The organism is Erwinia sp. MYb416 (assembly GCF_037479575.1).
GTDB classification, from domain to species: Bacteria; Pseudomonadota; Gammaproteobacteria; order Enterobacterales; family Enterobacteriaceae; genus Erwinia; species Erwinia rhapontici.
This window is the reverse complement of record NZ_JBBGYT010000438.1, coordinates 857,685-871,163: the sequence shown is the minus strand read 5'-3', so window position 1 is coordinate 871,163 and position 13,479 is coordinate 857,685. Positions and strand designations below refer to the sequence as shown.

The following is a 13,479-nucleotide window of genomic DNA, read 5'->3' as shown; positions in this document are numbered from 1 at the left end:
GCAAGCGCGGTGACTTACACCGCGCGTGCGAAGCGAATACCATCTGCACTGGCGTGAGGAAGCAAGCGATCATGCATAATTTTAATTGCATCACCCAATACCATTCCACGACCAGCCACAGTTAACTGCGCCTGCGCCAGCAGGCACAGTGCGGCGCTGTCACCAGACTCTACCACCAGCAGACTTGCCGATTCACCGCTGTCAGAGACCTTGACGTTGACCAGTTCACCGTCAGCCGGACGCCAGTTTCCCTGAATATAGCTGTCAAAATGCCAGCTTTTAGGCATCAATGGTTTCAGGAAACGCGTGGCCACCAGCGCATTCAGCACCAGCTCAGCTCGCTGATCGGCATTCAATTGCGTATCACGGCAGCGTTCGTCAAAGGTGAAAAACAGTGCAGCATCATCAACACAGAAACCGGAAACATCAAAAGCATCAGGCGTTAACATTTTGCGCGGAAAGCGGGAACGAAATAACATACCGTCCGCCAGGTCGAGCATCATCCGGTCATGTTCTTCGTCGAAAAACCAACGCCAGTTATCGTCTGGTTTTATCCTCATGATGGTTCCTGTATTAATACTTAGTTACAAGTAGCCGGAAAAGCATATTCCCTTTCCGGAAACCAGAGGCTTCGTTAACGCTCTCAGCTCGCTCTGTAAAATTTGAATATTGTCTGAACAGCACAAAATATAAACGAGACAGCAGCGAAAATAAAGCCCCTGGCATATTTAACGCTAAATTAACCTAGAGATGAGTCACAATTTCTTTTATCAAAGGCGGACCTTTGTAAATAAATCCAGAATATATTTGCACCAGCGAAGCACCCGCCGTCATTTTTTAACGCGCCGAAACCAGTGAATCAATCCCACCAACGCCAATAATTGGGATGCGCCCCTGTAATTCCAGCGCCAGACGGCGAACGATTTCGGTACTGCGCAGCTGTACCGGACGACCACTTAGCCCACCCGCTTCTTCCGCGTGCTTTAATCCTTTTACCAGCTCACGATCGAGGGTGGTATTGGTCGCAATCACGCCATCAATATTGTGACGCACTAAACTGTCGGCCACCTGGATCAATTCTTCTTCAGAAAGATCCGGTGCGATCTTAACCGCCACAGGAACATATTTATGATGGATCTGTTGAAGATCGTTTTGACGGATTTTAATCGCCGCCAGCAAATCATCCAGCGCTTCGCCGTATTGTAAAGATCGTAAGCCTGGGGTGTTAGGTGAAGAGATATTGATGGCGATGTAGCCAGCATACGGATAAATCTTATCCATACAGGTTAAATAATCGTCTTTACCCTGCTCTACCGGGGTATCTTTATTCTTGCCAATATTAATGCCGAGGATACCGTCAAAATGGGCTTTTTTAACATTCTCTACCAGGTTATCAACGCCCATATTATTGAAGCCCATGCGGTTGATGATCCCTTCCGCTGCCACAATCCGGAACATACGCGGCTTATCATTGCCCGGCTGAGGGCGCGGCGTCACGGTACCAATTTCAATGGAACCAAACCCCATCGCACCAAATGCATCAATGCATTCGCCATTTTTATCCAGGCCAGCGGCCAGGCCCAGTGGATTCTTAAAGGTCAGTCCCATGCAGGTTACGGGCTTAAAAGGGAGCGACTGACGGATAAGACCCATCAGCGGGGTGCCGGAGATACGCTTCAACTGCTGCAAAGTCAGGTCATGCGCGCGCTCAGGATCGAGCTGAAACAGCGCCTTACGAACGAAAGGGTAATACATGGTCACTCCTGAGGTCCCGATGGAAAATCGGGGTCGTATTATCCGGGTTTCATGGGGTAAAGGGAAATGACCTGGCGCAAAAGCGGGCCTGAATCGACGGTTTTTTTACTTCATCAAGGCCGTTATGCCGCGCTATATGTGCAAACTGGCAAAAATATGCCGGATAAATCATTTAAGCGTCCAAACGCGCTCTGTCAGGATGAGTCATCGGTTCTTGAATTTCGTTTATCAATAACTTTTGGTTATAAGGAGAGGTTATGCGCGTTATTACTCTGGCGGGAAGCCCCCGTTTTCCTTCACGCTCCACCGCACTACTGACCATTTGCCAGCATGCGCTGGAAAAACGCGGCGTCGAGGTTATCCCGTGGAATCTGCATAACTTCAATCCCGAAGATTTATTGTATGCCCGCTTCGATTCCCCCGCCCTGCTGGCCTTAAAGGAAGACCTCGAATCGGCTGACGGGTTGATCGTCGCAACCCCTGTCTATAAGGCATCGTTTGCCGGGGCATTGAAAACGCTGCTTGACCTGCTGCCAGAACGTGCGCTGGAACATAAAGTGGTGTTACCGCTGGCAACAGGCGGCACCGTAGCCCATCTGCTGGCCGTCGATTACGCACTGAAACCCGTTCTGAATGCACTGAAAGCGCAGGAAGTGCTGCACGGGGTATTCGCTGACGATACGCAGATCAGCCATTACGACCGGACGCCTGAACTCTCTCCGATTCTGGCTGAGCGGCTGGCAGAGTCGATCGATACCTTCTGGCATGCACTTGCCCGCCGCCATCAACCACTGGCTGCTGCCGTCTGAAAAGGTGACCGTCTATGACATTGTTTGCTCGCATATTTAGCACCCTGCTGATAACCGGGCTGCTGGCCAGCCAGGCGATTGCTGCTGACGCCATCCCGGCCCCCGACCAGGTCCGTATTGGTTACCAAAAAGGCTCGGTCAGTATGGTGCTGGCGAAATCCCACCAGCTGCTGGAGAAGCGCTTCCCGCATACCACCATTAAATGGGTAGAGTTCCCTGCCGGGCCACAGATGCTGGAAGCATTAAACGTCAACAGCATTGACCTTGGCAGCACCGGCGACATCCCGCCGATTTTCGCTCAGGCCGCTGGCGCGGATCTGTTGTATGTCGGTTCCGAACCGCCAAAACCACGATCTGAAGTGATTCTGGTGCGTGAAGACAGTCCGTTGAAAACCGTGGCAGACCTGAAGGGCCATAAAGTGGCCTTCCAGAAGGGCTCAAGCTCCCACAATCTGCTGTTACGTGCATTAAAAGAGGCCGGACTGGGTTTCAATGATATTCAGCCTGCGTTTCTGACGCCTGCGGATGCCCGCGCCGCTTTCCAGCAGGGAGATGTTGACGCCTGGGCAATCTGGGATCCCTATTACTCTGCGGCCATCCAGCAGGGCGGCGTGCGCGTACTGAAAAATGGCGACACGTTAAATCTGACCGGCTCGTTCTACCTCGCAACTCGCCCGTTCACCGAAAAGAATGGCGTGTTTCTGCAACAGGTACTGGACACCTTCAGCCAGGCCGATGCCCTGACGCGCAGCCATCGTGAACAGAGCGTGGACCTGCTTTCAACGGCGATGGGTCTGCCAAAACCGGTGATCTCAACCTATTTCGATCATCGCCCGCCAACCGCCATTACCCTGGTCAGTGAGAAGACAGCACAGGCGCAGCAGCAAACTGCCGATCTGTTTTACACCAGCAAGCTGATGCCGGTGAAAGTCGATATTTCCAGCCGCATCTGGCATGGCCCGTCAACCCATTGATTGAGGAATAACATAATGAGTCTCTCCGTATTCTGGTTTCTTCCCACTCACGGTGATGGGAAATATTTGGGTACCAACGAAGGTGCCCGCCCGGTGGATCATGCTTACCTGCAACAAATCGCGCAGGCTGCCGATCGCCTGGGATTTGGCGGAGTGCTAATCCCGACCGGCCGCTCCTGTGAAGATGCCTGGCTGGTTGCCGCCTCGCTGATCCCGGTCACCCAGCGTCTGCGCTTCCTGGTGGCACTGCGCCCCGGCGTGATCTCGCCCACGCAGGCTGCCCGTCAGGCAGCCACGCTCGACCGCCTCTCTAACGGCCGCGCACTGTTTAATCTGGTCACCGGTGGCGATGCGGAAGAGCTGGCGGGAGATGGCGTGTTCCTCGATCACCGTGAGCGCTATGCAGAGTCTGCCGAGTTTACCCGCGTATGGCGCCGCGTGCTGGAAGGCGAGACGGTTGATTACGAAGGGAAACATGTTCATGTGCGTGGCGCGCGTCTGATGTTTAAGCCGGTTCAGCAGCCCCGTCCGCCACTGTGGTTTGGCGGGTCGTCTGATGTCGCGCAGGATCTGGCTGCCGAACAGGTTGATGTCTATCTGACCTGGGGGGAACCGCCTGAGCAGGTCAAAGAAAAAATTGCTCAGGTACAGGCGAAAGCCGCCGCATTAGGGCGTAAAGTGCGTTTTGGTATTCGTCTGCATGTGATTGTGCGTGAAACCAATGAAGAGGCATGGCAGGCCGCTGACCGTCTGATCTCGCATCTTGATGATGCGACCATTGCCAAAGCGCAGGCCGCACTGGCGAAAACAGATTCTGTTGGCCAACAGCGAATGGCTGCCCTGCACGGTGGCAAACGTGACCAGCTTGAGATCAGCCCGAATCTGTGGGCAGGTGTGGGCCTGGTGCGTGGCGGTGCCGGAACCGCTTTAGTGGGCGATGGCCCGACGGTGGCAGCCCGTATGCAGGAATATGCCGATCTCGGCATTGAGACCTTTATTCTTTCCGGCTATCCGCACCTGGAAGAAGCATATCGCGTGGGCGAACTGCTGTTCCCACATCTGGATCTTAATGTCCCTTCGATCCCGCAACCGCAGGTCGTTCAGGCGCACGGGGAACATGTTGCGCATGATTTTGCCCCACAAAAAGTATCGCAAAGTTAGAGGTGGAGAATGAGTAAGACCCTTAATCGTATCGGCAATGGCCTGCTGCCCTGGGCGCTGCCGATCCTGCTGGTGGCGGTATGGCAGTTAGCCTCACAAATGGGCTGGCTTTCAACGCGCATTTTGCCGTCACCGGAAGCCATTGTGGTGACCTTCTGGAAGCTGTCTGCCAGCGGTGAGCTATGGCAACATCTGGCGATCAGTAGCTGGCGTGCGGCGATTGGTTTCAGCATCGGTGGATCGATTGGTCTGATACTGGGGTTAATCACCGGAATGTCACGTCTGGGTGAGCGCCTGCTCGATACCTCCGTGCAGATGCTGCGCAACGTCCCCCATCTGGCGCTGATCCCGCTGGTGATCCTGTGGTTCGGAATTGATGAATCGGCCAAAATCTTTCTGGTTGCGCTGGGGACGCTGTTCCCGATTTACCTGAATACCTACCATGGTATCCGTAATATCGATCGCGGGCTGGTGGAGATGGCACGCAGTTATGGTCTGTCTGGCTGGAGTCTGTTTATCCAGGTGGTGTTGCCTGGCGCCCTGCCCTCCATTATGGTCGGCGTGCGTTTTGCGCTGGGCCTGATGTGGCTGACCCTGATCGTTGCCGAAACCATTTCAGCCAACTCCGGCATCGGCTACCTCGCCATGAATGCCCGCGAGTTTTTGCAAACCGATGTGGTGGTGGTGGCGATTATTCTTTATGCCCTGCTGGGCAAACTGGCTGACGTCAGCGCTCAACTGCTGGAGCGTGTCTGGCTGCGCTGGCATCCAGCGTATCAACTAAAAGAGTAAAACGCATGAGCTAATTAAACACGTCTCCGGCGCGTCTTAATGCCGGTACGCCGCTGGTGATCAATGGTGTCAGCAAGCAATATAACCAGCGCACAGTACTGAATAACATCAACCTGCATATTCCCTCGGGCCAGTTTGTCGCCGTGGTGGGCCGCAGTGGCTGCGGTAAAAGCACCCTGTTACGACTGCTGGCCGGGCTGGAGAAAGCCAGCAGTGGCGAGCTGCTGGCCGGCAGTGCATCACTGAATGAAGCACGGGAAGATATTCGTCTGATGTTCCAGGATGCGCGCCTGCTGCCGTGGAAAAGCGTGATCGATAACGTTGGCCTTGGCCTGAAAGGCAAAGCCTGGAAAGAACAGGCGCTGGCGGCGCTGGATGCCGTTGGTCTGGCAGATCGTGCCAAAGAGTGGCCTGCTGCGTTGTCCGGCGGGCAAAAACAACGCGTGGCATTGGCGCGAGCCCTGATTCATCGCCCGGGCTTGCTGCTGCTGGATGAGCCACTCGGTGCGCTGGATGCCTTAACCCGTATTGAGATGCAGGATCTGATTGAATCGCTTTGGCAACAGCATCACTTTACCGTGTTGCTGGTGACCCATGATGTCAGTGAAGCGGTAGCAATGGCTGACCGGGTTCTGCTGATTGAAGAAGGGAATATCGGACTGGACCTGCTGGTTGAGCTGCCACGTCCACGCCGTAAAGGCTCGGTCAAACTGGCGGAACTGGAAGCGGAAGTGCTCGACCGCGTGATGAAACGTTCACCCGTCCAACAGGACCGCCATTATGCACATGGCTAAAAAATAAAAATGGGCGAAGATATCGCCCATTTTTTTGTTTATCACTGACCGCTTTTATCAGGCGTTCAGTGCCTTGGTGATCTTCTCGAACAGATCGCCTGACAGCTTATCCAGCCCTTTCAACTGCTCCAGAGCCTGGCGCATCAGCGCCTGACGGCCTGCATCATAACGCTTGAGACGAATCAACGGCTCAATCATGCGTGCCGCGACCTGTGGGTTACGGGTATTCAGATCGCTAAGGATCTCCGTCAGGAACTGATAACCGCTACCGTCTGCCGCATGGAATGCGGACGGATTCGCCGAAGCGAATGCACCAATCAACGAGCGGATACGGTTCGGATTACTCAGGGTAAACGAACGGTGGCTCAACAGTACTCGTACCTGTGCCAGCACATCCGCTGCCGGACTGGTCGCCTGCAGGGCAAACCACTTATCCATGACCAGACCATCCTGATGCCAGCGCTCATCGAAATCAGCGAACAGCGCCGTACGGCAAGGAAGCTGTGCGGCCATGGCAGCCGACAGAGCCGCCACGGTATCCGTCATGTTATTAGCATGGTGATACTGTGCGCTGACCAGCTTATCGGCTTGCGGTACATCCGCAAAGGCCAGGTAACTCAGGCAGACATTTTTCAACGACCGCTTGCCGATATCCGCGTGTTCAATGCGATACTCCGGGGTCTGGCTGGCGTAATACACCGCCAGCAGCTCATCTTCCAGCTCGGTTGCCAGCGTGCGAACCAGCGCCTCACGCACAACAGCATTTGCCTGCGGGTCAATGATGTCGAACAGCTCGGCAATCTCATTCTCACCCGGCAGCGACAGTATCAACGCCATCAGGGCAGGATCGCTGGACTCAGAGAGCAACACCGCACGGAAGGCATCCGCAACGTGCAAGGGTAGCGACAGCGGTTGCCCCTGCTGCTGGCGGGCCACGTTAATTTTGATGTAGTTCGCCATCAGACTTTGTGCCGCATCCCAGCGGGCAAAATCATTGCGTGCGTGCTGCATCAGGAAGGTTAACTGCGCATCGCTCCAGTTGTAGTCCAGTTTCACCGGCGCAGAGAATTCACGCAGCAGGGAAGGCACAGGCTGGAAGTAAACCTTATCAAAGACGAAGGTCTGGAAAGACTCGGTGACATTGAGTACATGATGCACCGGATGGCCATTGTGCTGTAACGGAATGACCTGCCCCTCCCCATCGTACAGTTCAATATCCAGCGGGATATGCAGCGGCAGCTTCTCTTTCTGATCGGCGGTTGGCGGCGTCATCTGTGTCACGTGCAACGTGTACTGTTCCAGCTCAGGATTGTAGTCATCACGGATGGACAACACGGGCGTACCCGACTGGCTGTACCAGCGGCGGAACTGTGACAGGTCAACATTGGAAGCATCCTCCATCGCCTGAACAAAGTCATCACAGGTCGCTGCACTGCCATCATGGCGCTCGAAGTAGAGCTGCATGCCTTTCTGGAAGTTTTCTTCGCCAAGCAAGGTGTGCAACATGCGGATCACTTCAGACCCCTTCTCATACACCGTCAGGGTGTAGAAGTTGTTCATCTCGATCACCTGCTCAGGGCGGATCGGGTGCGCCATCGGGCTGGCATCTTCAGCAAACTGTGAACCGCGCATCACACGCACGTTATCAATGCGGTTGACCGCACGCGAACCGAGGTCAGAACTGAACTCCTGATCGCGGAACACCGTCAGTCCCTCTTTCAAACTGAGCTGGAACCAGTCGCGGCAGGTGACGCGGTTACCGGTCCAGTTGTGGAAGTATTCATGACCGATAACCGCCTCAATCCCGAGATAGTCTTTATCGGTGGCGGTTTCCGCTTTGGCCAGCACGTATTTGGAGTTAAAGACATTCAGCCCTTTATTCTCCATCGCCCCCATATTGAAGAAGTCGACGGCGACAATCATAAAGATATCGAGATCGTACTCCAGGCCGAAACGCTCTTCATCCCACTTCATACTGTTTTTCAGCGAGGTCATCGCCCAGTCAGCACGGTCAAGGTTGCCCCGATCAACGAAGATTTCCAACGCGACATCACGGCCGGAACGGGTGGTGAAGCTGTCGCGCAGCACGTCGAAATCACCGGCCACCACGGCAAACAGGTAACAAGGTTTCGGGAATGGATCCTGCCACTTAACCCAGTGGCGGCCATCTTCCATATGCCCGGCATCAACGCGATTACCATTTGAAAGCAGGAAGGGATAGTGCTTCTGCTCTGCAATAATGGTGGTGGTAAAACGCGCCAGCACGTCGGGACGGTCGAGATACCAGGTAATATGGCGGAAACCTTCCGCTTCACACTGGGTACATAGTGCTTCGCCTGATTTGTACAGACCTTCAAGCGCGGTGTTTTTATCCGGATGAATGTCATTGACGATTTTTAACGTGAAGGACTCAGGCAGCTGTTGTAACACCAGTGCCCCTTCTTCCTGCCGATAGTGCGGCCAGGGCTGATCGTCGACATGTAACGAGATCAGCGTCAGGTCTTCGCCATCCAGGCGCAATTCGGCGCCACTGGCTCCCAACCGTTTAATCTGGCTGACGGCGGTGACCTGGGTGGTACTGGCATCAAGATTAAACGTCAAATCAATGTCGGTAATAGTGTAGTCAGGCGCACGATAATCATGGCGATTTTTGGCTTGTGGCAGTTGCGTCATAAGTCCTTCTCACGTCGATAATTAGTTAACCTTTTCAAGTCTATTCCTGTTATCACCAGGTTGCCACGTTGAATCACTGCCAATTGCGGCCTTTGCCATAAAAGAAGACATTTCATTAACAATCGCACGTATTTACCTCGACCTCTCAGCCTGAATTGTGCTGTGATTGGGTTCACTAAATATCTATTCGGGTTATACTCCTGCGACTTTTTCTTCATTTGAACCAGGGATAACGCTCTTCGCCAGAGGATGCTGAAACGCACCATGACACGACACGCTTCCCCGATTTTGACTACGCTGCTCGATACCGATGCCTACAAACTCCATATGCAGCAGGCGGTATTCCATCGTTATTACGATGTGACTGTGGCCGCCGAGTTTCGCTGCCGGGGTGACGACATGCTGGGTATTTATGTTGATGAAATACAGCAACAAATCGAAACCATGTCCGCATTAACGCTGACCGAAGATGAATTCACTTATCTCTCTGGCCTGCCTTTTTTCACCCCGGATTACCTCAACTGGCTGCGCAGTTACCGCTATGACCCCGCTCAGGTTCGCGTGCGCAATCACCAGGGAAAACTGGATATCCGCATCAGCGGGCCGTGGCGTGAAGTGATCATGTGGGAAGTGCCGCTGCTGGCGCTGATCAGCGAAGTGGTGCATCGCCATCGTTCACCGCAGGTCACGCCGGAAATGGCTGTGAGTCAGTTGAAGAGTAAACTGGCACAGTTTAAAGCGCTGACCGCCGATCTCGATATGTCGCGTTTTCGTTTGATGGATTTCGGCACGCGTCGCCGTTTCTCACACGATGTTCAGCTGGCGATCGTCAGTACGCTGAAACAGGATTTCCCGTGGCTGGTTGGCTCCAGTAATTACGAGATGGCACGTCAGCTGGATATCATGCCGGTGGGCACCCAGGCACACGAGTGGTTCCAGGCCCACCAGCAGCTTAGCCCGGTGCTGGCTAACTGCCAGCGCGCCGCACTGCAATCCTGGCTTGAAGAGTACCCGGACCAGTTAGGTATTGCCCTGACAGACTGTATTACTATGGATGCCTTCCTGCGTGATTTCGGCCTTGAGTTTGCCAGCGCTTATCAAGGACTGCGCCACGACTCTGGCGATCCGCTGGAATGGGGTGAAAAAGCCATCGCACATTATCAACAGCTGGGTATCGACCCGCTAAGTAAAACGCTGGTATTTTCTGATAACCTCGATCTGGAAAAAGCGGTGGAGCTTTACCGCCATTTCGGTCAGCGTATTAATGTTATTTTCGGCATTGGTACCCGCCTGACCTGCGATATTCCTCAGGTTAAACCGCTTAATATCGTGATTAAGCTGGTGGAGTGTAACGGCAAACCCGTTGCTAAACTGTCGGACAGTCCGGGTAAAACCATTTGCCAGGATAAAGCCTTTGTTCGCGCCCTGCGCAAAGCCTTCGACCTGCCGCTGGTCAAAAAAGCCAGCTAGCATCACTGGCCGACCGAAACAGAAGGTCGGCCACTCCGCTTTATGCCTGTCTTAATTTATAGGAATACCTCAGGGGTCGGCACACGTGTCGGCCCCAGATTCCCTCTTCTTCTAAAGAAATCTGCCTTTATTGCCGGAATTTCGCTTGTTTATCATCGCCCGGCAAGTAACATAGCAAGACCCTAAATTCGGGGTAATTCATTCAGATTAATAGTGAGAGACTTATATGAGCGTTGTGCCTGTAGCGGATGTACTGCACGGCCGGGTCGCGGTTGACAGCGAAGTCACCGTACGTGGTTGGGTGCGTACACGAAGAGATTCAAAAGCCGGTATTTCCTTTATCGCCGTTTATGACGGTTCCTGCTTTAATCCCGTTCAGGCTGTCGTTAATAATTCTCTGAATAATTATCAGGAAGAAGTATTGCGCCTGACTACCGGCTGTTCGGTGGTTATTACCGGCAAAGTGGTTGAATCTCCGGGTGAAGGTCAGAGTTTTGAAATTCAGGCCACCCACGTGGAAGTCATCGGCTGGGTTGATGATCCGGATACCTACCCAATGGCTGCTAAGCGCCACAGCATTGAATATCTGCGTGAAGTGGCCCACTTGCGCCCGCGTACCAATCTGATTGGCGCCGTCGCCCGTGTGCGCCATACGCTGGCACAGGCACTGCACCGTTTCTTCGATGAGCAGGGCTTCTTCTGGGTGTCCACGCCGCTGATTACCGCGTCCGATACCGAAGGCGCGGGTGAAATGTTCCGTGTATCGACGCTCGATCTGGAAAATCTGCCGCGCACGCCGGAAGGTAAAGTTAATTACGACGAAGATTTCTTCGGCAAAGAAGCGTTTCTGACCGTATCAGGTCAGCTTAATGGCGAGACCTATGCCAGCGCGATTTCCAAAATCTACACCTTTGGCCCAACCTTCCGTGCGGAAAACTCCCACACCAGCCGTCACCTGGCGGAATTCTGGATGCTGGAGCCGGAAATGGCCTTCGCCAACCTGGAAGATAACGCTGCCCTGGCGGAAGCCATGCTGAAGTACGCGTTTAAAGCGGTACTTGAAGAGCGCGCTGATGATATGGCCTTCTTCGCCGAGCGCGTAGACAAAGATGCCATTTCGCGCCTCGAGCGTTTTGTGACTACCGATTTCGCGCAGGTGGATTACACCGAAGCCGTTGAGATCCTGCTGGCGTCAGGCCAGACGTTTGAAAACGCCGTATCCTGGGGTATTGACCTCTCCTCTGAGCACGAACGTTATCTGGCAGAGAAACACTTTAAAGCACCGGTGGTGGTGAAGAACTACCCGAAAGATATCAAAGCTTTCTATATGCGTTTAAACGACGATGGCAAAACCGTTGCCGCGATGGATGTTCTGGCACCAGGAATTGGTGAAATCATCGGGGGTTCTCAGCGTGAAGAGCGTCTGGATGTGCTGGATGCGCGTCTGGCCGAAATGGGCCTGAATAAAGAAGATTACTGGTGGTACCGCGACCTGCGTCGTTACGGTACGGTCCCACATTCAGGTTTCGGATTAGGTTTCGAACGATTAATCGCCTATGTCACCGGTGTACAAAATGTAAGGGATGTTATCGCCTTCCCACGTACCCCACGCAACGCGACGTTCTGATTTCTGCATTAAATATAAGAAATTCATATATATACTAAGGTCAGCCTCGCTGACCTTTTTTTATTTTTGTAAATTTAGAGTTGGTTCACAAAGTTCCGTAAATTTTACATTTTGTAATACATATTTTCTCTTTGTTACCAGAATAAGAGATTAGTAGCATTTTCGGGCTAGATTAACCAGGCTGCGAATGGAAAGATGCGTGCAGACACAGGAAGACACCAAACTCTCATCGTGGTTCTGTAAAGAATTATTGACGGCAGTGGCAGGTGTCCAAATAACTCCAATGAGGGTAATAACAAAATGATGAAGCGCAACATTCTTGCAGTAGTGATCCCAGCACTGTTGGCTGCTGGTGCCGCTAACGCAGCAGAAATCTATAACAAAGATGGCAACAAACTGGACCTGTACGGTAAAGTTGATGCGCGCCACACTTTCACTAACAGCAACGGTGCTGATGGTGATGCTTCTTATGTTCGTTTCGGCTTCAAAGGCGAAACTCAGATTAACGACCAACTGACCGGTTACGGCCAGTGGGAATACAACATCCAGGCTAACGTTGCAGAAAACCAGGGCACCGAAGGCTCTAAAACTCGCGTTGGCTTCGCCGGTCTGAAATTCGGTGAGTTCGGTTCATTCGACTACGGCCGTAACTACGGTGTAGGCTACGATCCACTGGCATGGACCGACGTGCTGCCAGTATTCGGTGGCGACACCGGTATCTCTGACAACTTCATGGTTGGTCGTTCTAACGGTCTGGCAACTTACCGTAATAGCAACTTCTTCGGTCTGGTTGATGGCCTGGACTTCGCTCTGCAATATCAGGGAAAAAACGAAGACAGCGCTAACGGTCGTGACGCAGCTGATGCAAACGGCGACGGCTGGGGTACTTCTGTAACCTATACCTCTCCAGTTGGCGTTGCGGTAACAGGTGCTTACACCAAGTCTGACCGTACCGATGGCCAGCAGGCTGCTGCCTTTGCTAACGGCAGCAAATCAGCAGAAGCATGGTCTACTGCGGTTAAATACGATGCGAACAACGTATACCTGGCAGCAATGTACGGTGAAACTCGTAACTCTACTTGGATTTCTGGCACCCTGAACGGTGTTGATGCTGAAGGCGCAGTAAACAAAGAGCAGAAATTCGAAGCAGTAGCTCAGTACCAGTTCGATTTCGGCTTGCGTCCATCCCTGGCATATGTGCAGGATAAAGCTAAAAATGTTGAAGGTATTGGCGATGTAGATCTGTACAAATACATCTCTGTAGGTTCTTACTACTACTTCAACAAAAACATGTCTACCTATGTTGATTACAAAATTAACTTGGTTGACGCAACTGATGACACCCGTAACCTGGGTGTGAACACTGACAACACCGTGGGTGTTGGCTTGGTGTACCAGTTCTAATTGCCATTTAATCGCGACTT

At 53.0% G+C, this 13,479-nt stretch carries 9 protein-coding genes and 2 pseudogenes; 8 read left to right on the top strand and 3 right to left on the bottom strand.

The window, feature by feature from the left end:
• Nucleotides 1-14 precede the first annotated feature (14 nt).
• Nucleotides 15-560 carry a cell division protein ZapC gene (locus tag WH277_RS13595; RefSeq protein ID WP_133841010.1) on the bottom strand — a complete coding sequence of 182 codons (546 nt, stop codon included), beginning with the start codon at nucleotides 558-560 and terminating at the stop codon, nucleotides 15-17.
• Nucleotides 561-744: 184 nt separating this feature from the next.
• A pseudogene (gene pyrD / locus WH277_RS13590) lies at nucleotides 745-1,755 on the bottom strand (quinone-dependent dihydroorotate dehydrogenase).
• Between the two features lie 257 nt (nucleotides 1,756-2,012).
• Between pyrD and ssuE the strand changes: the two are divergent.
• The 5 genes and pseudogenes from ssuE to ssuB all read left to right on the top strand — a co-directional run.
• A complete protein-coding gene (gene ssuE / locus WH277_RS13585; protein WP_133841012.1) occupies nucleotides 2,013-2,564 on the top strand; it encodes an NADPH-dependent FMN reductase in 552 nt (183 codons plus the stop codon).
• A 14-nt stretch (nucleotides 2,565-2,578) separates the two neighbouring features.
• Entirely contained in the window at nucleotides 2,579-3,538 is a 960-nt protein-coding gene (locus WH277_RS13580) for a sulfonate ABC transporter substrate-binding protein (RefSeq protein WP_339505794.1), read from the top strand.
• Nucleotides 3,539-3,553: 15 nt separating this feature from the next.
• Entirely contained in the window at nucleotides 3,554-4,699 is a 1,146-nt protein-coding gene (gene ssuD, locus WH277_RS13575; RefSeq protein WP_133841014.1) for an FMNH2-dependent alkanesulfonate monooxygenase, read from the top strand.
• Between the two features lie 9 nt (nucleotides 4,700-4,708).
• Nucleotides 4,709-5,491, top strand: a complete 783-nt coding sequence (gene ssuC / locus WH277_RS13570) for an aliphatic sulfonate ABC transporter permease SsuC (RefSeq protein WP_339455109.1) — start codon at nucleotides 4,709-4,711, stop codon at nucleotides 5,489-5,491.
• A 14-nt stretch (nucleotides 5,492-5,505) separates the two neighbouring features.
• Nucleotides 5,506-6,285: pseudogene (ssuB, locus tag WH277_RS13565) on the top strand (aliphatic sulfonates ABC transporter ATP-binding protein); the annotation flags it as partial.
• A gap of 57 nt (nucleotides 6,286-6,342) precedes the next feature.
• On the opposite strand, the gene pepN reads toward ssuB, so the two are convergent.
• Nucleotides 6,343-8,958, bottom strand: coding sequence for an aminopeptidase N (gene pepN / locus WH277_RS13560; RefSeq protein ID WP_167864853.1), 2,616 nt, complete (start codon nucleotides 8,956-8,958; stop codon nucleotides 6,343-6,345).
• 264 nt (nucleotides 8,959-9,222) lie between these two features.
• Between pepN and pncB the strand changes: the two genes are divergently transcribed.
• The 3 genes from pncB to ompC all read left to right on the top strand — a co-directional run bounded on the left by pncB (nucleotide 9,223) and on the right by ompC (nucleotide 13,459).
• Nucleotides 9,223-10,428 (top strand): nicotinate phosphoribosyltransferase, encoded by a 1,206-nt coding sequence (pncB, locus tag WH277_RS13555; protein WP_159337126.1) that lies wholly within the window; start codon nucleotides 9,223-9,225, stop codon nucleotides 10,426-10,428.
• Between the two features lie 226 nt (nucleotides 10,429-10,654).
• Nucleotides 10,655-12,055, top strand: coding sequence for an asparagine--tRNA ligase (gene asnS / locus WH277_RS13550; protein WP_133841019.1), 1,401 nt, complete (start codon nucleotides 10,655-10,657; stop codon nucleotides 12,053-12,055).
• A 300-nt stretch (nucleotides 12,056-12,355) separates the two neighbouring features.
• Entirely contained in the window at nucleotides 12,356-13,459 is a 1,104-nt protein-coding gene (ompC, locus tag WH277_RS13545) for a porin OmpC (protein ID WP_339505793.1), read from the top strand.
• The last annotated feature ends 20 nt before the right edge of the window (nucleotides 13,460-13,479 follow it).

Excerpts from the sequence above, each read along its gene's own strand:
- pepN (WP_167864853.1), bottom strand. The coding sequence starts at position 8,958 with ATGACGCAACTGCCACAAGCCAAAAATCGCCATGATTATCGTGCGCCT.
- pncB (WP_159337126.1), top strand. The coding sequence starts at position 9,223 with ATGACACGACACGCTTCCCCGATTTTGACTACGCTGCTCGATACCGAT.
- ssuE (WP_133841012.1), top strand. The coding sequence starts at position 2,013 with ATGCGCGTTATTACTCTGGCGGGAAGCCCCCGTTTTCCTTCACGCTCC.
- ompC (WP_339505793.1), top strand. The coding sequence starts at position 12,356 with ATGATGAAGCGCAACATTCTTGCAGTAGTGATCCCAGCACTGTTGGCT.
- asnS (WP_133841019.1), top strand. The coding sequence starts at position 10,655 with ATGAGCGTTGTGCCTGTAGCGGATGTACTGCACGGCCGGGTCGCGGTT.
- WH277_RS13595 (WP_133841010.1), bottom strand. The coding sequence starts at position 560 with ATGAGGATAAAACCAGACGATAACTGGCGTTGGTTTTTCGACGAAGAA.
- WH277_RS13580 (WP_339505794.1), top strand. The coding sequence starts at position 2,579 with ATGACATTGTTTGCTCGCATATTTAGCACCCTGCTGATAACCGGGCTG.
- ssuC (WP_339455109.1), top strand. The coding sequence starts at position 4,709 with ATGAGTAAGACCCTTAATCGTATCGGCAATGGCCTGCTGCCCTGGGCG.
- ssuD (WP_133841014.1), top strand. The coding sequence starts at position 3,554 with ATGAGTCTCTCCGTATTCTGGTTTCTTCCCACTCACGGTGATGGGAAA.